This window comes from Pseudomonas sp. BF-RE-22, assembly GCF_019956155.1.
GTDB classification, from domain to species: Bacteria; Pseudomonadota; Gammaproteobacteria; order Pseudomonadales; family Pseudomonadaceae; genus Aquipseudomonas; species Aquipseudomonas migulae.
This window is the reverse complement of sequence record NZ_JAHBDD010000044.1, coordinates 198324-215322: the sequence shown is the minus strand read 5'-3', so window position 1 is coordinate 215322 and position 16999 is coordinate 198324. Positions and strand designations below refer to the sequence as shown.

16 protein-coding genes are annotated in these 16999 nt (G+C 57.3%); 5 read left to right on the top strand and 11 right to left on the bottom strand.

Annotated elements, in window-relative coordinates; all coding sequences use genetic code 11:
- Positions 1-63 precede the first annotated feature (63 nt).
- The 5 genes from KGA82_RS20875 to KGA82_RS20855 all read right to left on the bottom strand — a co-directional run bounded on the left by KGA82_RS20875 (position 64) and on the right by KGA82_RS20855 (position 6820).
- The gene (locus tag KGA82_RS20875; RefSeq protein ID WP_223452257.1) at positions 64-387 is read right to left on the bottom strand and encodes a hypothetical protein; all 324 of its coding nucleotides are present in this window, start codon (positions 385-387) and stop codon (positions 64-66) included.
- 337 nt (positions 388-724) lie between these two features.
- Positions 725-2932 (bottom strand): DUF3987 domain-containing protein, encoded by a 2208-nt coding sequence (locus tag KGA82_RS20870; protein WP_223452255.1) that lies wholly within the window; start codon positions 2930-2932, stop codon positions 725-727.
- Between the two features lie 125 nt (positions 2933-3057).
- Positions 3058-3282, bottom strand: coding sequence for a hypothetical protein (locus tag KGA82_RS20865; protein WP_223452253.1), 225 nt, complete (start codon positions 3280-3282; stop codon positions 3058-3060).
- 253 nt (positions 3283-3535) lie between these two features.
- Positions 3536-4885 (bottom strand): tyrosine-type recombinase/integrase, encoded by a 1350-nt coding sequence (locus tag KGA82_RS20860; protein WP_223452252.1) that lies wholly within the window; start codon positions 4883-4885, stop codon positions 3536-3538.
- A 417-nt stretch (positions 4886-5302) separates the two neighbouring features.
- Positions 5303-6820 (bottom strand): nucleobase:cation symporter-2 family protein, encoded by a 1518-nt coding sequence (locus KGA82_RS20855; RefSeq protein WP_223452251.1) that lies wholly within the window; start codon positions 6818-6820, stop codon positions 5303-5305.
- Positions 6821-7077: 257 nt separating this feature from the next.
- On the opposite strand from KGA82_RS20855, the gene KGA82_RS20850 reads away from it, so the two are divergent.
- A complete protein-coding gene (locus KGA82_RS20850; protein ID WP_223414608.1) occupies positions 7078-7359 on the top strand; it encodes a BrnT family toxin in 282 nt (93 codons plus the stop codon).
- Between the two features lie 3 nt (positions 7360-7362).
- The gene (locus KGA82_RS20845) at positions 7363-7695 is read left to right on the top strand and encodes a BrnA antitoxin family protein (protein ID WP_008037660.1); all 333 of its coding nucleotides are present in this window, start codon (positions 7363-7365) and stop codon (positions 7693-7695) included.
- 1 nt (position 7696) lies between these two features.
- Here KGA82_RS20845 and KGA82_RS20840 read toward each other — a convergent pair whose 3' ends face one another.
- Positions 7697-8524 carry an arylamine N-acetyltransferase family protein gene (locus KGA82_RS20840; protein WP_223452250.1) on the bottom strand — a complete coding sequence of 276 codons (828 nt, stop codon included), beginning with the start codon at positions 8522-8524 and terminating at the stop codon, positions 7697-7699.
- A 133-nt stretch (positions 8525-8657) separates the two neighbouring features.
- Between KGA82_RS20840 and KGA82_RS20835 the strand changes: the two genes are divergently transcribed.
- The gene (locus KGA82_RS20835; protein ID WP_223452249.1) at positions 8658-9245 is read left to right on the top strand and encodes a GNAT family N-acetyltransferase; all 588 of its coding nucleotides are present in this window, start codon (positions 8658-8660) and stop codon (positions 9243-9245) included.
- A gap of 30 nt (positions 9246-9275) precedes the next feature.
- Here KGA82_RS20835 and KGA82_RS20830 read toward each other — a convergent pair whose 3' ends face one another.
- The 3 genes from KGA82_RS20830 to KGA82_RS20820 all read right to left on the bottom strand — a co-directional run bounded on the left by KGA82_RS20830 (position 9276) and on the right by KGA82_RS20820 (position 12424).
- Positions 9276-10847, bottom strand: coding sequence for a GGDEF domain-containing protein (locus tag KGA82_RS20830; protein WP_223452248.1), 1572 nt, complete (start codon positions 10845-10847; stop codon positions 9276-9278).
- A gap of 64 nt (positions 10848-10911) precedes the next feature.
- Positions 10912-11703, bottom strand: a complete 792-nt coding sequence (locus tag KGA82_RS20825) for an aldolase (protein ID WP_008028340.1) — start codon at positions 11701-11703, stop codon at positions 10912-10914.
- A gap of 16 nt (positions 11704-11719) precedes the next feature.
- A complete protein-coding gene (locus KGA82_RS20820) occupies positions 11720-12424 on the bottom strand; it encodes a haloacid dehalogenase type II (protein ID WP_223452244.1) in 705 nt (234 codons plus the stop codon).
- 107 nt (positions 12425-12531) lie between these two features.
- Here KGA82_RS20820 and KGA82_RS20815 point away from each other — a divergent pair, with 107 nt between their 5' ends.
- A complete protein-coding gene (locus tag KGA82_RS20815; RefSeq protein WP_223452240.1) occupies positions 12532-13374 on the top strand; it encodes a LysR substrate-binding domain-containing protein in 843 nt (280 codons plus the stop codon).
- A gap of 104 nt (positions 13375-13478) precedes the next feature.
- On the opposite strand, the gene KGA82_RS20810 is transcribed toward KGA82_RS20815, so the two are convergent.
- Complete coding sequence (locus tag KGA82_RS20810; protein ID WP_223452233.1) at positions 13479-14270, bottom strand: lipopolysaccharide biosynthesis protein; 792 nt, start codon at positions 14268-14270, stop codon at positions 13479-13481.
- A gap of 194 nt (positions 14271-14464) precedes the next feature.
- Entirely contained in the window at positions 14465-16210 is a 1746-nt protein-coding gene (locus KGA82_RS20805) for a murein L,D-transpeptidase (protein WP_223452232.1), read from the bottom strand.
- An 81-nt stretch (positions 16211-16291) separates the two neighbouring features.
- Between KGA82_RS20805 and KGA82_RS20800 the strand changes: the two genes are divergently transcribed.
- Entirely contained in the window at positions 16292-16996 is a 705-nt protein-coding gene (locus KGA82_RS20800; RefSeq protein WP_223452228.1) for a murein L,D-transpeptidase catalytic domain family protein, read from the top strand.
- The last annotated feature ends 3 nt before the right edge of the window (positions 16997-16999 follow it).

The following is a 16999-nucleotide window of genomic DNA, read 5'->3' as shown; positions in this document are numbered from 1 at the left end:
TTATTTTAGTTTTTTGTGCAGGTGCTACGGCCATCGGCGCTCCAACCAATCCGCTGGGATTTTCTAATCCTGTGAGTCCACCATGGATAATTGATGGTTGTCAGTTTCTGCCAAAAGCCGTTCAAGCAATGAGGCCAATGTTTCTTCACCATGCAGTCTGGCGCGCAATTTATTAAAAACGGGCTCGGGCAATAAAACCTGCAATTTCTTATATCCAGCCTCGCGTCTGCGCTGCTCAAATTCCTTTTGCGTAACTGAGTGGCGCGTTGGCTTTTTCGGCTTGATCCCGATCAGGTAACTGCCGCTCGCCAGTTTCTGCTCGGTGTCGGCGTTCGGCACCATCTCCCGCCCATACATCGCGGGCACCAGCAGGATTGTCTTTTGCATCACATTCACCTCCCAACGTGGTGTGTTCCCCAGGAACACAGGGTGTGTTCCCTACACTTTCTGGAACACACGAAACCCCGAAGCTAGAGCGGCTGCGAGGGTATTTTTGGCCATGTGTTCCTGTGTTCCTGACCTCTCACACATACCCACGCCAAACACCTTAAATTTAACCAGTAAAAGCCCTAAAAAATGAAATCAGAGAAGGGGGGTGTGTAATGGTGTAAGAACACACATATATAGATAGTAAAAAACCCTTCTAACCCTTGTATGGCGTGGGTTTCAGGTGTTCCGGGAACACGCCGGAACACATGGGAACACACGGAACACACATACCCGACTACACCAGCTTCACAGCCGTCAGATCACCGAATTTTTCTATCGCGATATCCTCACACCCGAGCAGGTGGGCAAACGCCCTGTCGAATGGCTGCGCATCGAGTCCGGAGCGTTTCATCAGTAACGCCCTTGGTACGGCGCCAGCCGCCAGCGCTATGGCTTGCCCCTCGCGTGGCTTGCCCTTCCGGTCCTTCTGCGGGGTAAACACGTTGTCGCTTAGCAGTTTTTTGATTTTGGCGGCATCCCGTTGCACGTCCCCGTTGTGCATTTCGTCCTCGACAAAATTGAGCGCCGTCGCGTTGGACGCCCGCACGAATTGCGCCGCCCATTCCACATGCCTCGTGGTAATCATCGGCTTATCCGGGTTATCCAATACGGCCAGCACTCCGCAAATATGTTCTACGTTTTCCAACGAGCGCGCACAGAGTGCTCTTTCGTGAGGTGCACCAACGCCACGGCCAATAAGATCAAATTCATCATTAAGTTTATCGAGCAGTGCATCGGCGTCACTATTCATATCCACCAGAACCGGCGCATCTTTAGCTAATCTACTGCGCGCTAAATTCACTTCAATTTTCATGGCCGTGCTGGAAAACGATTTAGGCAAGACGAATGCTTTTTTACTTCGACGGTTTTTAGGGACCCCCTTGGTTTCCACCCACAGTGGGCGCCCCGCCAGTCCATTATCAATATCATCAAGTGAAATGGCCCGCCCAAGCACTAATGGTGTGGTAAAACCAATAAGACTTAATGCCGGATTAGGGATGCTGCGCCCCGGCTTGTCGGCTTTACCCCGAGCGGTATAGTTAGCATCTGCCCCAGCGGCATACAGTTCCAGAAATTTACGCATTAACGAAACATGCCACGCCTTCGCGTTCTTCGCGTTCGTCAGTGCCAGTAGGTGGCCCATTTCATCTATGACGCAAAGCGTCCCGATATTGCTGGTTAAAGCGTCCTCCAATCCTTCGCCTGATGAAGGCGCGCTGATTACATTGACGTTGCCGATCTTGGCCAGTCTTTTAGCCATCATCTGCGGCAGGTTTTTGCCGCCAGCGGTCGGCAATATGCCAATACCGTACAGGTTCAACCGGCAGCCGTTGGCGAGGGCATAGAAGCTGCCACACATGGCGGCAAAAGCCACCAGCGCCGCGAGCATGGTTAGCGCGGGCTGGGGTTTGTTCGCCACTGCCAAGATAGCCGTGACCACATCAGCCGCGACACCGGGGAGAGGGTCAGGGTAGGTGATTGTCGGGGCGAACTTAGGTGCTGCACTAGGCGCAGCCAAATCACCCTTTTCCTTCTCATACCGTGCCAGTACCGCCACGACGAATTCTGGTTGGGTGCGCTCGGCGCAATGGCCGTGGAAGCAACTAAAAGCCGCTTGGGGATGCCCATGGGTGTTTGCTAGGCAGTACATGGTTTCCTTCTCACCGCCGTCCATGCTGTGTTCATGGGCGAACGGGCATTCGATCATGAACCTTTCATTGTCCTCAGTGCTGCGCACCATGCCCATTTGGATCATGGCGTGCAGGATTTTATCGTCGCTCTTTGCCTGCTCCAGTCTGGATTGATTGCCGTTGTTACCTTTCGGCTTAGTTGTGGGCGCCAGCATCAGCATGGCGTCAACATCCACCGACTGACCAGTAAAGCGAAATGTCTCTGCACCTTCCAAGGGGGTGTATAGCGGCTGCTCGCCGGGGTAGACCTTCTTGTCGAACTTCACTCGGCCAGCACCCAGTTCGGCGTCGATCTTTGCCTGTACGGCCTCGCACAATGCAATGCCTTGCTCCCGGTCAGTCTCGCGGCTCTGCGCCAGCACCACGCGGCAACGCGGTGCTTCGGGTGTATGGCTGGCCGTGGTGTAGGCGAAGCCCTGATAGCGCTTCAGATACCCCAGCAGCATGGTGTAGGTTTCCAGACTGTCGAAGCCATCGCAGTCGAGCGGCAGGAAGCCACGGGGCAGTGCCAGGTGCTTTGCCCGCCACGTCTTTTGGCCGGGGTACTTTTTCTGGTCATTGTTGTAGCCTTCAGCCATCGGCGCGCAGATGAAAGTTTTACCTTTGGCCGTTCCACGCCCAACTAATACGTCATCAGTGAATTCGTCAAAGTTGGCGGCTTCACACTGCACGGGGCAGTTATCAAACTTTGATGCACCAACTGAAACATGGATGGCCGTATTGACTTGCGGCACTTTGGATTTTTCAGTCATAATTTAAGCGCTCCTAGATTCCCTAGTGGCGGTGTCGCGTGACAGTGACCCTCTAAAACCCTCGATCATGCCTTATTGATCGAGGGTTTTTTATTTAATGCGCGTCATATCAGTGAATTCCGTCATCACATAATTCCCAGCAGTTTTTGCTTGGCATCACGCTTTGCTTCATTTTCGAGACGCTCAACTTCAGTAACAGGAATGCGCCGCACACCGCCCAGCATTAAAAAGGCAATAGTGCCGTTGTCCATTAGTAAATACGCCTTCGTGCGCCCCATACATGTAGCTACACAAAACTGGTTAACGGACATCAGCACTGGCTTGGGGTTTGGCAACTTCGTTGCAGTCATTTTGGTACACCTCAATAGAACTTCGAACACGTTCGCACCTATACGGCCAAACTTGGAAGTTTGGCAATATGTTTCGCTTGCTAGGGCTGTGGATAACTAGGACAACTAGGGGATAAACAGTGGATAACTTCACTCTAATTGAGACGAATAATAACCGTAGGAATTTCTGCTGATAGCAACTCACCAAATGAAAAAATCTGCTACGAATTTTGGGTATCCGTAGCAGATTTAGCTAATCGTGCCGTCTGTCTGATTAGGCGTGAAGTTGTATAACTTCCGCCAAAGGCTCCGCCTTTTCATTCAGCAGCCGCCACAGTTTTTCCAGGGCTTCTAGCATTTCTTCGTGCATCGGGTCGTGCATGTAGGACCGCGCCTGCACACCGCCCAATCCGTGGCTAAGTAGACGTGCCAGCACATCGCTCGATACCCGGTAGGGTTTTTTCATCAGGCGCGTTTCGATGGTGGCGCGAATGGTTTTCCCAGTGAAGGGTTCGCCTTGCAGTTCGCCAGCTTCGGCCATCTGGCTGCACACGTCCGAGGCGATGTCGCTGATGTAGCTGACGTGCATCGGACTCAAGCCGCCGTTGCAGGAGAAGACATACTGTCCAACGAGGGTGATGCGGTCGATGCACGCCAAAGCCTCAGGCAACAACGGCACCCAATATACCCTGGGCTTCTCGCGCTTGCCCTTGCCGTCCTGCATGCGCATCAGCATGGCGTCGCGGTCGATATCGGCCAACATCACACGGGCTAGTTGCTGCATGCGCTGGCCACCCGTCAGGACGTGCAGCATGGTCACGCTCCGGCACGGTTCCTCCAGTGCCTGGATACGCTTCCAATACGCCCGAAACTCGGCCAGGGACAGAGCACGTTCGCTGGCCTCAGATGAGCCTTTGACCTTGTTGATTTCGTTTGCCGGGTTGCTGGTGATGCCCAGCTCGCGCATCACCTTGGGCGCCTTCACATTGCCACGGGCATTGATCGCGGCGCGGTAGGCGCTCTTGAGATAGGAGCGCATCTTGTCGGCCTGTCGCGGTTTTTTCTCATCGTTCAGCTTGCCGATGATTTCCACGCAATTATCGAGGGTGATGTCCACAGCCGGCTTATTCCACAGAGCTGGGAAAGCCGTCTCGACATCCTTCTTCACCTGACTACGGACCTCTCCAGCACTGGCCTTGCCGGCTGCTTTCAGCATGTCGGCATAGGCGGTCAGCAGATCGCCAAGAGTGCCTTGCTGGGCCTTCGCTTCGGCCTCCAGGGCGAGCGCATCGAGCTGAGCCACCTCCGCCGCCAGCCGGGCTTGCGAGGTCCTCGATTCCATCGCGGCATACTGGTGCAGGTCGTGGATGCCAGAACGATATAGAAGGGATAAACGATCCGCTTCGTCGCTTGCCATGGCCAGCGTCTCTTCATTGATACGCAGTTGGTGTTGCTTGCCGTCGTGACTGTAGCGAAAAAAGAAAGCGATGCTGCCATGCGGTGAAGCACGCACGCGCAGCCTGCCCTCTCCCCGGTTGCCCTCCTTGGTGACCCAAACGTCGGAGCCCAGCAGCTTGGCTTTCCTGCTCGCCGCCTCGACGGTTTTGGTGGTGAAAACGCTCATGGCCTTTTCTCCCGTGTCTGTAAAAACCTGTATAGGCCTCGGTCACTGGGATACATAAGCGTACGAAAGCGGACAGGTACAACTAAAGGATAGACCTGGCCCATTGATTTCGTTAGATTTTAAATCACTAGGGGACATGGCCGGACGGACTATTTAGGGACTGTTAATCACTGGGTCCCTGGTTCGAGTCCAGGTCGTGGAGCCAGACAGCAAGATCAAAAAGCCCCTGAATCGAAAGGTTCAGGGGCTTTTTTGTGGGCGCTGGAAAAGATGACTTAAGAGCTGTAGGAGCCGGCTTGCCGGCGATGAGGGCCTTGAATAATGCATCGTTCTCAAGGCCGCCATCGCCGGCAAGCCGGCTCCTACAGTACGGGGTCATGTCATGTAAAAAGGCGCCCCTGGGGGCGCCTTTTTTATTCAGACATGTTCACTGCTTTTGATATGCACCGCCTTCGGCTCGCCATGCCCATGATCCGTCTCTATCACCGGGATCTCCTTTCCGTCGCAGTCATGCAACTTGCCTTCGCTGAAGTAATCCCCTTCGCGCAGCGCTGCCAGATCCTGATAGCGCAGGACTCGCTCAGTACCGGCAGCAAACACCGACTGCTGATCCGAGTTGCCGGCAGTGAGGTGGTTGAAGGCCAGGTTCAGCACGATGGCCATGATTGCCGAGGAGCTGATGCCCGAGTGGAAGATCGTCGCGAACCAGCTTGGGAAGTGGTCGTAAAAGTTCGGCGCGGCAATAGGGATCATGCCGAAACCGATGGACGTGGCGACGATGATCAAATTGACGTTGTTGCGGTAGTCGACCTTGGACAGCGTGCGAATTCCGCTGGCCGCCACGGTGCCGAACAGCACGATCCCGGCGCCGCCGAGCACGGAGGTCGGTACCGCGGCGATAACCCGCCCCATGAAGGGCAGCAGGCCGAGGATCACCAGAAACAAGCCGCCGGTAGCCACCACGTAACGGCTCTTGATCCCGGTCACCGCCACCAGCCCGACGTTCTGGGCGAACGCACTCTGGGTGAAAGAACCGAAGATCGGCGCGATCATGCTCGACAGCATGTCGGCGCGCAGACCGTTGCCCAGGCGCTTGGAGTCGACTTTGGTGTCGATGATTTCACCGACCGCGAGGATGTCCGCCGAGGTTTCGACCAGCGTCACCATGACCACGATGCACATCGACAGGATCGCAGCGAAGTGGAAGGTCGGCATGCCGAAGTGGAATGGCGTGGGGAAGCCGAACATCGGGCCCTGGGTGACGGACGAGAAGTCCGCCATGCCAAGGAATACCGCGATGAGCGTGCCGATGACCATGGCCAGCAGAATCGACAACCGGGAGATGGTCGCGCTGCCGATCTTGCTCAGCAACAACACCAGCACCAGCGTTACCGCCGCCAGGCCGATGTTCGCCATGCTGCCGAAATCCGGCGCATGACTGTTGCCACCCATGGCCCAGCGCGCGGCCACCGGCATCAGCGTCAGGCCGATGGTGGTGATCACGATGCCCGTCACCAGCGGCGGGAAGAACTTGGTGATTCGCGAGAACACCGGCGTGATCAGCAAACCGATCAATGATGCGGCAATCACCGCCCCCAGAATCGACTGAAACCCGCCCTCCCCGCCACTGCTGACAATCGCCACCATCGTCGCGACGCCCGAGAAGGACACGCCCTGCACCAGCGGCAACTGACAACCGAAAAACGGTAAACCGAGGGTCTGCAGCAATGTTGCCAAGCCCCCCGCAAACAATGAAGCAGCAATCAACAAACCGATGTCCGCCGGCGAGAGCCCGGCCGCCTGGCCGATGATCAAAGGCACCGCGACGATGCCGCCGTACATGGTCAGAACGTGTTGCAGGCCGTAAGCCATATTCGCGCCGACACCGAGGTTTTCGTCCTCAGGCCGTTGGTGTGAAACATGGGGCGTTTTCATGGTTGGGGGGTTCCCTGGTTTTTGTTATGCGCACACTGTATGCAAGACTCAAGACAAATGTCTATAGAGTTGTATACAACTCATCAGTCAGATTATGGACATGTGTCCATGCAGTCCTTCCCCTGCGCTGTTTTCCCCTCCAAAAAAACATTTGAAATACATCCTTCCTGCGCCTTCTCCCCCGCCCGCTAGTCTTTGGCATTCCAAGCGACCGCCGGCACGGACGCCTTCTCGCTTATACATATAAAGTATGCATAATGAAGTCATTCGAGATTCAGTTTCACAAGGCAAAGAACGCAGCTAACAAATTAAAGCACCAAGGGATCAGCCTCGCGGAGACCGAGGCGGTGTTTTATGACGAGAGAGCCCTCTCGCTGGAGGACAACCATCACGATGAGCAGCGGTGGATCATCATGGGGCTGGATGCCAAAGGTCGATTGTTGGTCGTTGCGTACACCTGGCGCGAGCCGAATTTCGTTCGAATCATTTCCGCGCGCGCCGCTACCAAAAATGAGCGGCGCCGATATCTGGAGGCTTGAACCATGAAAGACGAATACGATTTCAGTAACGCCAAACGCGGAGCGGTTGCCTCGAGCAAAGGCAAAACCCGCATCACCATCATGCTCGACGATGTCGTGTTAGACGCGGCGCGTCTCGCCGCCGAGAGCGAAGGTTTCGGTTATCAGACGGTGATCAACAACACCTTGCGCAAGGCCTTGCTCGACGATGGAAGCAAGAGCGCAGCGACCATCCCGAACACCGCTGTTGTAAATGCCGGACATTTCAAAGAAGGGATAACGGCCGCCGAGCTAAAAAGCCTGGAGAAAAAACTATCGGAGGTGCTCAGTGAAATTCATCGCGTGATGAAGCCTTGAGCTACGCCGCCACGATCAACTGCGCAAGCACTTGTTTGAGCGTTGCGTGCTCCGGCACCCGAATCCCGAACTCGCGCCCCAGCAATCCGACCAGCTCATCCACATCCGTCACCTGCCAACGTTCGCTCTCGCCGCCCATCCGGTGAATCGCAAAACTGCCGTTGTTGAGCGTGCGCCGCCAGCCTTCTCCCGTTCGCGCCACCATCAACTGCCTGGCAAAAGACGATTCGGGGTGGGTCGAGACGTACCAGTTGCCGACGGCGAAATCGATGTCTTCCTGCCGTTGCAGGTCGAAGATGTACATCGCCCGCCACTCACCCGCAACGTTGGCGCGCAAGGTGTAGCCATCGGCATGTTGCTCGATGCGATAAGGTTCGTGGGGCGTGCGCTGTTCGGCCGGGGTATCGAGCAGCAGCGGTGCCGTAGGCACCATGCCGCCGAAGCCGACATCGGTGATGTAGCGCACGTCATCCAGGATGACCAGGCTCAAGCGGTGTGTCCTCGCCGTCCACGCACCCTCGGGTTGGCCCATGACCACTCGGCCGGAGATGCCACGGGCATTGAAGCCCAGCGCCTGAAGCAGCGCCAGAAACAGATTGTTGAGTTCGTAGCAGTAACCACCACGACCATCGTGCAGGACTTTTTGCTCGATGGACGGCAGATCGATGAGCACTGGCTCGCCTGACAGCGTGGTGAGGTTTTCAAACGGGAATGCGCCGGTGTGACGCAGTTGCAGTTGACGCAGGGTGTCCAGGGTCGGCGCCGGTGGCGCATCGAAGCCCAGGCGTTGCAGGTACAACGCAAGATTGCTCAGGCGTGGCTCGCTCATTGCTCGGTCCTTATGCAGTGGCCGCAGATCTCTGCGCCGATGGCCGCCATGTATAAGTGATAAAACGGTACGACCGACAATTGATTTCGCCAATCGCCACACGACCGAAAAATCAACCGAGAAAACCGACATCATGGAAACACCGCTGGAAGGCAACAGAATCTGCCTGCGCCCACTGCAATACGCCGATGCCGATGCGCTGGTACACGCCGCCGAAGATGGCGAACTGTGGAACCTGACTGTCACCGTCGTGCCCTCCCCGACCACGGTGCACAGCTACCTGAAAAAAGCCCTCGACGGACGGGATGCAGGCACTGTTCTGCCCTACGTCATCGTGCTCAAGGACACCGGCAAGGTCATCGGTTCGACGCGCTTCTGGAAAATCGACCGGCTCAATCGCAAGCTCGAAATCGGCAGCAGCTGGATCTCGGCCCGCTGGCAAAAAACCTTCGTCAACACCGAAGCCAAATACCTGATGCTGCGCCACGCATTCGACGTGCTGGACTGCGTGCGGGTGCAGTTCACCACCGACGAAAACAATCAGAAGTCGCGCAACGCAATCCTCAGGCTCGGCGCGCAACAGGAAGGTATCGTGCGTCACGAACGGATCATGCCGGACGGACGCAAGCGCAACTCGGTGCGGTTCAGCATCATCGATGATGAATGGCCGACGGTGCGTCAGCGGCTCGAACAAAAACTTGCCGACTACAGCCTTCGCTAATCCGCACAGACCGCTCGCGCCTGAGTCGTCTCAACGATCCGAGCGCATCAACTCCTCGATCCCGCCGTCGATGGACAGCACCGCCGAACGGTTTCGCCCTGAATGCTTGGCCTGATACAAGGCGGCGTCCGCACGCCCGATGAACACTTCGGTGCTGTCCAGCCGCGTGGGCACAAACGAATAGCAGCCAAGGCTGACCGTGACGAAACCGTTGGGCGAACCGCTGTGGCTGATGTTTTTGGCCATGACGGCGCGACGGATATGCTCGGCAATGACCATCGCACCGTGAATATCGGTATCCGGCAGCAACACTGCGAACTCCTCACCACCGTACCGCACCGCCAGATCGGCTTTTCGATGGCAGCAACCCTTCACCGCCCGCGCCACTTGCGCCAGGCAATGGTCCCCCGCCACGTGGCCATAAGCGTCGTTGTAGCGCTTGAAGTAATCGATATCGAGCATGATCAGGCTCAATGAACTCGACTGACGGATGCCACGGCCGAACTCGATGTCCAGCGCTTGCTCGAACAGTCGGCGATTGGCCAGGCCGGTCAAGCTGTCGTGGGTCGCGATGAGCTTCAGCGCCTCCTTGGCCTTGCGCAAATCCGCCTCGACCTGCTCGCCGAGGCGAACCTGGCGCACGAACACCCAGCCGAACAACCCAATGCCCAGCACGACAAGGGCAACGATGACGCTGGATCGAAACGCGGTGTCGTACCAACCCTTGAGAATCGAATCCCTGGACGATGCCGCCGACACCACCAGCGGATAGGCGTCGAGCTGTCGGTAGCCATACAACCGCACGGTGCCGTCGACCACCGAACGGAACGTTGCATTGCCGGAGGGCGCTTTGGGCAGCAACGTCTGAAAGATCTCGCCATTGGCCAACGACGTGCCGATCTGCGCTTCGATAAACGGCCGGCGCGCCAGCAACGTCCCGTCGGTCAGCCCCAAAAACATCGAGCCATTGTCATCAAGGCTGAAGCTTTTGAAGAACTGGTCGAAGTAGGACATCTTGATGCCGGCCAGCAACACGCCCTGGAAATGGCCGTTTTTGTCGTTGATGCGCTTGGAGACCGGAATGATCCACTCGCCATTCTCACGACTGCGAATGGCCGGCCCGATGTGCGCCACGGACGATACGTTCTGTTGGTGATACATAAAGTATTCGCGGTCCGCCACGCCTCGACCACGAGGCAGATCCGCAAAAGAGGTCACGATCCACTGGCCCTTCTGGTCAAACAGCAAGATCCCGTGCAATTGACTCAGCGCCTGCACCCGCTGGGCGAACGTTTTCTGAAGACGTGGGCGCTGCGGCGGACCGAAGCCGTCGGCCTGAATCCAGTCAACCAGACTGGTCAACACCAGGTCGGCTTTCATGAAGGTGTCTTCGGCCTGCTGCGCCATGGCTCGCGTCAGGTTCGATGACGCCACTTCGGCCACGGCCAGATCGTGCCGGCGCGATTGCTCCAGTTGCAGGTAAAGCAAACCGCACAGGCACAGGCACACCACGGCAATGAACAGCATCGCTGCCTTGCGCAGCGGTAACCGTTTCAAAGCAACGCCAGTGGCGATGTGCGGGTCGTTTTGGAGATTAGGCAAAGCTCATCCTGCAAGGGTAAGGCATGGGCGAAGGCCCAAAACCCTTATATTTTGCGAGCTTAGTCTACGCCGTAGTGAGGGGCAATCGTCCTTTGGACAGTCTGCGCATCGCACTGTGCAAATGCGCCCGCGCGCTTTCGGCATCCCCCAGGCGCATTTGTTCGTAGGCGCGCCGGGCAATCGGCTCGGGCACAGGCTTGAGATCGCGCTGGGTCGCCATCGCCATCAGTTGCACCTGGGCGGCACGCTCGAGGTAATACAGATCGTCCCACGCCTCGGCAATGGTCGGTCCGGCGACAATCACACCGTGGTTTTTCAGAAACAGAATGTCGGCATTGCCCATGACACTGGCGATCCGGTCGCCTTCGGATTCATCGAGGGCCAGGCCGTTGTAGTCCTCGTCCACCGCCGTGCGACCATAAAACTTCAGAGCCGTCTGCCCCAGCCACAACAGCGGCGGGCCTTGCAGCAAACATAACGCCGTGGCGTGAGGCATGTGCGTATGGAACGCCACTTTCACCCTTGGCAGCTGTTGGTGCAGGCGGGCGTGAATGTAAAACGCGGTCGCTTCAGGCTGCCCTTCGCCGGCCACGACATTGCCGTGAAAGTCGCAGACCAGAAGATTTTCAGCGCTGACTTCTTCGAAGGCATAACCGTAGGGGTTCACAAAAAACAGATCATCCCGGCCCGGCACCATCGCGGAAAAGTGGTTGCAGATCCCCTCCTCCAGACCGTGCAGTGCCGCAAGCTGGAAGCACGCTGCCAGCTCCGTGCGCGCGGTGATGGCCGCCTGCGAATCCAGATTCAGCTCGGTGTAACGGGTGGGACGGGAACCGCCTGCAAGGGTGTGTGCCATGGCAATGACTCCGGGTTTACCAGCCAAGGGATTTGAACAAGGGCACGACTTGATCCAGCGTGTTTACTGTCGCATCGGGCTGGTAGTCCGGCAGCAATTGCCGACCGGTGCCGCGATCGACCCACACGCAGCGAAAGTGCATGTCCCGCGCGGCGGTGTGGTCCAGCGTCGGGCTGGCACAAATGTGCACCACCTGATCACGTGTCACGCCCAGCTGCTCGTGAGCGTAGTCGAACAGTCGCGGATCCGGCTTGTAAGCACCGGCCTGCTGCGCCGTGATGACCCGATCGATGTGCCCGCCCAGTTGCCCAACGTTGCCGGCGATGATGTCGTCATCGGTGTTGGACACAATGCACAGCTTGAAGCCCATCGCCTTGAGCCGGGCGAGCGTCTCGATCACTTCCGGAAACGGCGGCATCCGCGGGATCGCCGCGGCCAGGCGCAGGCTGTCTTCGGGGGCACTCGCCAACGCCAGTTCTTCCAGGGCGAGATGCAACCCGCCAGTGCTCAACTCACGGAACGAGCGATGCGGCGGCATCTGTTCCAGCCGGTGTTCATGCCGGTCGTACACCTCGATCAGACGATCGACATCAACGCTGTGATCCCCCTTGTCGCGCAAGATGTCCGCCACCACGGCTTTCAAGCCCTCATCCCACTGAATCAACGTGCCGTAGCAATCGAAGGTCAGCCACTCGGGGCGCGGGGTGATTGTGAGTGTCATGTTCGTTTCCTCTGAAGGGTGATCTTCAGGCTAAGAGCGATCAGTGATAGTGTGAAATTAAATTAATAACGACATGTCAGTGATAAATCGAATATCAAGAGGCCGCCATGTTCGATCTCGAATTGCTCAAGACCTTCGTTTGCGTGGCGGACGAAGGCAGCTTCACCCGCGCCGCCGAGCGCGTGCACCGGACCCAATCCACCGTAAGCCAACAGGTGCGCAAACTCGAAGAACTGGTCGGGCATGCGCTGCTGTTGCGTGACCGAACCGGGCAGAACATCAGCGTGACCGAGCATGGCGAGATGCTGATTCACTACGCACGGCGCTTGCTCGCCCTGTCCTCGGAGGCAGTGGAAGCCTTGGCCAGCGACCTCGACCTGGAGATCCTGCGTATCGGCGTACCGGAAGATTTCGATGCCCGGCGCATGGCCGTGATCCTTGCCGGCTTCAACCGGGCCAGACCTGAAGCGCGCCTGGAAACCGTCAGCGGCATGAGCACCGATCTCAAGCAAAAACTCGCGGCGGGCACCCTCGATATTGCCCTGGTCAAACGCGAACCGGACAGCGGCCCCTGCTGGGCGGCGTGGCCGGAAACGCTGGTGTGGGTCAAGGGTGTGGGGGTCGACTCCGCCAATGGGGTATTGCCCTTGGCGCTGTTCCCACAGGGCTGCATTTATCGGCAACGGGCGATCCGTCTGCTGGATGTGGCGCAGCGGCCCTGGCGCGTTGCGTTTGGCAGCCACAGCCTGACGGGCATTCAGGCGGCGGTGGCCTCCGGGCTGGGCGTGTCGGTGCTGCCCGCTTCGGCGGTGCTGCCTGAGCACCGCGTGTGCAGCGATCTGCCCGAACTGCCGCCGACCGAGTTGGCGCTGATCAGCCGCGAGGGCGCGTTGACCGGGTTGCAACGTGCCCTGGTGGCGTTTTTGCGGGAGGAGCTAGGCGAGGCATGAACAAGAAGATTGCGCGCAGGTACCGAACGGTTGACGCCGGTTGAAGCTCGCGCAAAAAAACGGGTGCCTCAAGAGCACCCGCATCCATGAAGCACGGAGAATCCTCAGAGCATCCTGTCGACTTCATCCAACGTCACTCGGGGAATAAGTTCGACAGGAATCCTGGAGGTACCGGACAAGTTGTAAACCTGAAAATCATCGCTCACGACGTACTTCGACAGGATTTTGAACGAGGGCAGAATTCTCGTAAAAAAATGCTGATCGAGCATGCACGGTGATACATCTGCATCGTCTTCTTCGTAGAAACGTCGTACTGACTGATTCAAGTCGACACCCACCAGAAACACCTTGTTAAAGCCTGCGTGGTAGGCAATTTGCAATGCCAGATAGGCCACGGTGCGCGCATCAAAAAAGCCGCGCTTGAGGTTCTTGCTGAACCCCAGGGTTCTGTTGCGACCGTTTCCAAGCCGGCGACTTCTGACGAGCTCTTTATCGCCCCTGAAGACCAGGTCACTCCAGGAGAGCTTGGGCGCCTTGGTCAATAAGTACAGGTCCCCTTCGGGTGAGTCGGCCGAACGCCGGATGTGTTCCTCCCACACGGCAACCCGCTCACTGAGCTGCATGGCCGCCGACAGCAATTCGGGCTGTTCCCGGTAAAAGGCAATGTCAGTGCAAGCATAAAAGAACGGTTTGATATCGGTACCGATGAACATTGAGATAGCCCCGTTCATCGTGATCATTGGAACGTCGGCGTACTTTTCAAGTGGAAAATCTTTAGCAGATGCCCCAGAGGCAATGATAAACACCGGACCCTTTTGAATGTTGCGGCACTCATCGAGGTCATGCACATGAAGCTGACCTTTGATGGGTACCGTGTTTTCTTGCGCAACATCCATCTTCACTTCCCTATTCCTTTGGGTCGATTTCTCGTTGGTTTATTACATTGTGATAGCTTTCAACGGGAGCGCCAACCACCTGCATGTATCGGCGCTGCAAACTGCGACCCAGTGCAAAGGTTGACCTAGAGCATTTGCTTCGCCAGAAAAAAGATGACTTACCCCTTTTCCTGACGACCCGACAACGGTCTATTTTAGTCACTTACACTTTTTTGTCCGGCCGCGAGCGCAGGCAGTCCGGCTTGCTGCCATTGCGGAGCAGGCAGTTCCGAACGCAGATTCAATCCCCGCAGAACCGCAGAGTCGTACCCGTATACATCGGGCTTGAACATCACGCGACCATCATTACTCAGGTCCACCGTCCAGTAAGCCAACAGCACTGGCACCTTGACGGGAAGCCGGATGTTTTCAGTCTTGCCGTTGGCCAACTGCGCCTGGATCCCGGCACTGTTCCAATGCACCGGATCGTTGAACAACAGCTCCACCAACTGCAGCGGGTTCTCGACCCGGATGCAGCCTGAACTGGTGGCGCGGCGAGATTGAGCAAACAACTCACGATGCGGCGTGTCGTGCAGATAAATCGCGTATTCATTGGGAAACCGGATCACGACCTGGCCCAGCGAGTTGTCCGGCCCGGCATCCTGTCGCAGCGTAACGCCGCGCGGGTTGGACCAATCGACCGTCGATGGGTCGAGCAAGTTCCCTTCACGGTCAATGGGCTTGATTCGGTTGGCGGCAAGGTAGCCGGGATTTTTCTGAATCTTGGGCAGCATGTCCTTGACCAGAATGGTCGGGGGCACGGTCCAGGTAGGGTTGAACGTGACGTAAGTAATCTCTGACTGGAACACCGGCGTACTGCGAAACGGTTTGCCGACTTGCACCCGTGAACGCCAAATCGGCTTGCCGTCGCGGTAGAGCGCAACTTTGTAACCAGCTATGTCAACGATGACAAAAGTGCCCTGAAGTTTGTACAGCAACCAACGCGCACGCTCCATGTTCACCCGAACCTGGTCGATCCGCGCCTCAACCGACACATTCAACGCCGCAAGCGTCGCCGCCCCGGCGACACCGTCCGCGCCCAGGTATTGTTCGGCTTGATACTTTTTGACCGCCGCCGTGACAACAGCGTCGTAGTCGCTACGTGGTTTCAACTGTGGGGCCAGATAACCACCGGCCGCCAAACGGGCTCGCAGCTGCGCGACCGCAGGTTCGTCCATACCAGGCTTGAGCGACTTGTCTTCGGCAACCTTCGGCCAGCCACCCGCATCCCGGACTTTGCGCAGTTGCGCCAAACCCATGCGCAAGCTGCCATAAACCGCTTCTTGCGGTGGCGCTTGAGCGAATGCCCGGGCGACATCATGGCTGTCGAGGGCGGCGAAGAAGGTGTTCACGTCTTCACGCGGATCGACGCCGACCGGGTCGAAATTCCAATGCATGTCCAGGCGCGAAGGGTCGACTTTGCCGCGCCGCAATTGCAGAAGCGCGGTGATGAACGTCCGGGTGGCGACGACATCGAAACTCGCCCGCTGCGCCGGGGTTTGCATCGACGCTCGTGCCTTGGCCAATTCATCAATATGAAAATCTGCCGGCTCCAGACCATCCGCTTGCGTGTTGCCCAGGCTTTTCAGCAACTGGGTGACATCACTGTCTTGTGTCCACGCTGCGCGATAGCTGCGATGCATATAGAAATCCATGACCACACGGTTGACGTCTACCCGTTGATGCCTGGGGGATGTGAGCAGCGGCGGAAACGCCGAAGCCAACGGCGCCAGCATGCTTTGAATCGTCTGACCGACGATGTCATCCGCTGCAGCCTCACTGGCGTTGATAGATGTAGATGACTGCTCGATCGGCGAAGTTTGCGCAATCGCTGCACCGCTGATCAGAAAGCCCATAAAAAATACACGGCTTATGACGAATAACCTTGTTAACTGCCCCATGGATAATCCTTAATCTCCTGCATTCACCGGCTAGCCGCGCTCGCGCTGCTAGACTCGAAACAATCATGATGAGACACGCATATGGCGCTAGACCGCTTCGGCTTCCTAATTACGGCCCTGCTGCTGAGTTCAACGTCAGTCACGGCAGCCTACGCCGACTCACTTGAAGCCGCTTTGGTCAAAGCCGCTCCAAACGCTAACGCCAAGGTGATTGCGCTGGCCGTCCGTGCCTCTCAATGCAGCTTGGCCCAAGGTACCGCGCCTGTCCAAAGACTTGCCGTCATTGATTACTCCCTGCCCTCCACCGAACAACGCCTTTGGGTGTTTGACCTTAAACAGCGCAAATTACTGTTTCACGAATTGGTTGCCCACGGTCGCAACAGCGGCGAGAACATGGCGGTCAAGTTTTCCAATCAAAACGAAAGCTTTGCCACCAGCCTGGGCTTGTATCGCACGCAGTCAAGTTACGTCGGGCAGAACGGTTATTCGTTGCGCATGGAAGGACTCGAACCGGGCTTCAACGACAACGCCTTCGACCGGGCGATCGTCATTCATGGCGCGCCTTATGTCAGCCCGGTGCTTGCGCGGGCGAACGGGCGGATTGGCCGCAGCCTCGGTTGCCCGGCGGTACGGCCGGCGATTGCGCACAAGCTGATTGACTCGATGAAAGACGGCCAACTGTTGTTTTCGTACTACCCGGATCAGCGCTGGCTGAAAAAGTCTTCGTATATCAATTGCGGTAGCAGGACGGTGGCGTCGACCGCCAAGCCTTCCACCAACCGTTGAACA

Bases quoted from the DNA above. Each gene is read 5' to 3' on its own strand.
- KGA82_RS20875 (WP_223452257.1), bottom strand. From the start codon at position 387: ATGCAAAAGACAATCCTGCTGGTGCCCGCGATGTATGGGCGGGAGATG.
- KGA82_RS20870 (WP_223452255.1), bottom strand. From the start codon at position 2,932: ATGACTGAAAAATCCAAAGTGCCGCAAGTCAATACGGCCATCCATGTT.
- KGA82_RS20865 (WP_223452253.1), bottom strand. From the start codon at position 3,282: ATGACTGCAACGAAGTTGCCAAACCCCAAGCCAGTGCTGATGTCCGTT.
- KGA82_RS20860 (WP_223452252.1), bottom strand. From the start codon at position 4,885: ATGAGCGTTTTCACCACCAAAACCGTCGAGGCGGCGAGCAGGAAAGCC.
- KGA82_RS20855 (WP_223452251.1), bottom strand. From the start codon at position 6,820: ATGAAAACGCCCCATGTTTCACACCAACGGCCTGAGGACGAAAACCTC.
- KGA82_RS20850 (WP_223414608.1), top strand. From the start codon at position 7,078: ATGAAGTCATTCGAGATTCAGTTTCACAAGGCAAAGAACGCAGCTAAC.
- KGA82_RS20845 (WP_008037660.1), top strand. From the start codon at position 7,363: ATGAAAGACGAATACGATTTCAGTAACGCCAAACGCGGAGCGGTTGCC.
- KGA82_RS20840 (WP_223452250.1), bottom strand. From the start codon at position 8,524: ATGAGCGAGCCACGCCTGAGCAATCTTGCGTTGTACCTGCAACGCCTG.
- KGA82_RS20835 (WP_223452249.1), top strand. From the start codon at position 8,658: ATGGAAACACCGCTGGAAGGCAACAGAATCTGCCTGCGCCCACTGCAA.
- KGA82_RS20825 (WP_008028340.1), bottom strand. From the start codon at position 11,703: ATGGCACACACCCTTGCAGGCGGTTCCCGTCCCACCCGTTACACCGAG.
- KGA82_RS20820 (WP_223452244.1), bottom strand. From the start codon at position 12,424: ATGACACTCACAATCACCCCGCGCCCCGAGTGGCTGACCTTCGATTGC.
- KGA82_RS20815 (WP_223452240.1), top strand. From the start codon at position 12,532: ATGTTCGATCTCGAATTGCTCAAGACCTTCGTTTGCGTGGCGGACGAA.
- KGA82_RS20810 (WP_223452233.1), bottom strand. From the start codon at position 14,270: ATGGATGTTGCGCAAGAAAACACGGTACCCATCAAAGGTCAGCTTCAT.
- KGA82_RS20805 (WP_223452232.1), bottom strand. From the start codon at position 16,210: ATGGGGCAGTTAACAAGGTTATTCGTCATAAGCCGTGTATTTTTTATG.
- KGA82_RS20800 (WP_223452228.1), top strand. From the start codon at position 16,292: ATGGCGCTAGACCGCTTCGGCTTCCTAATTACGGCCCTGCTGCTGAGT.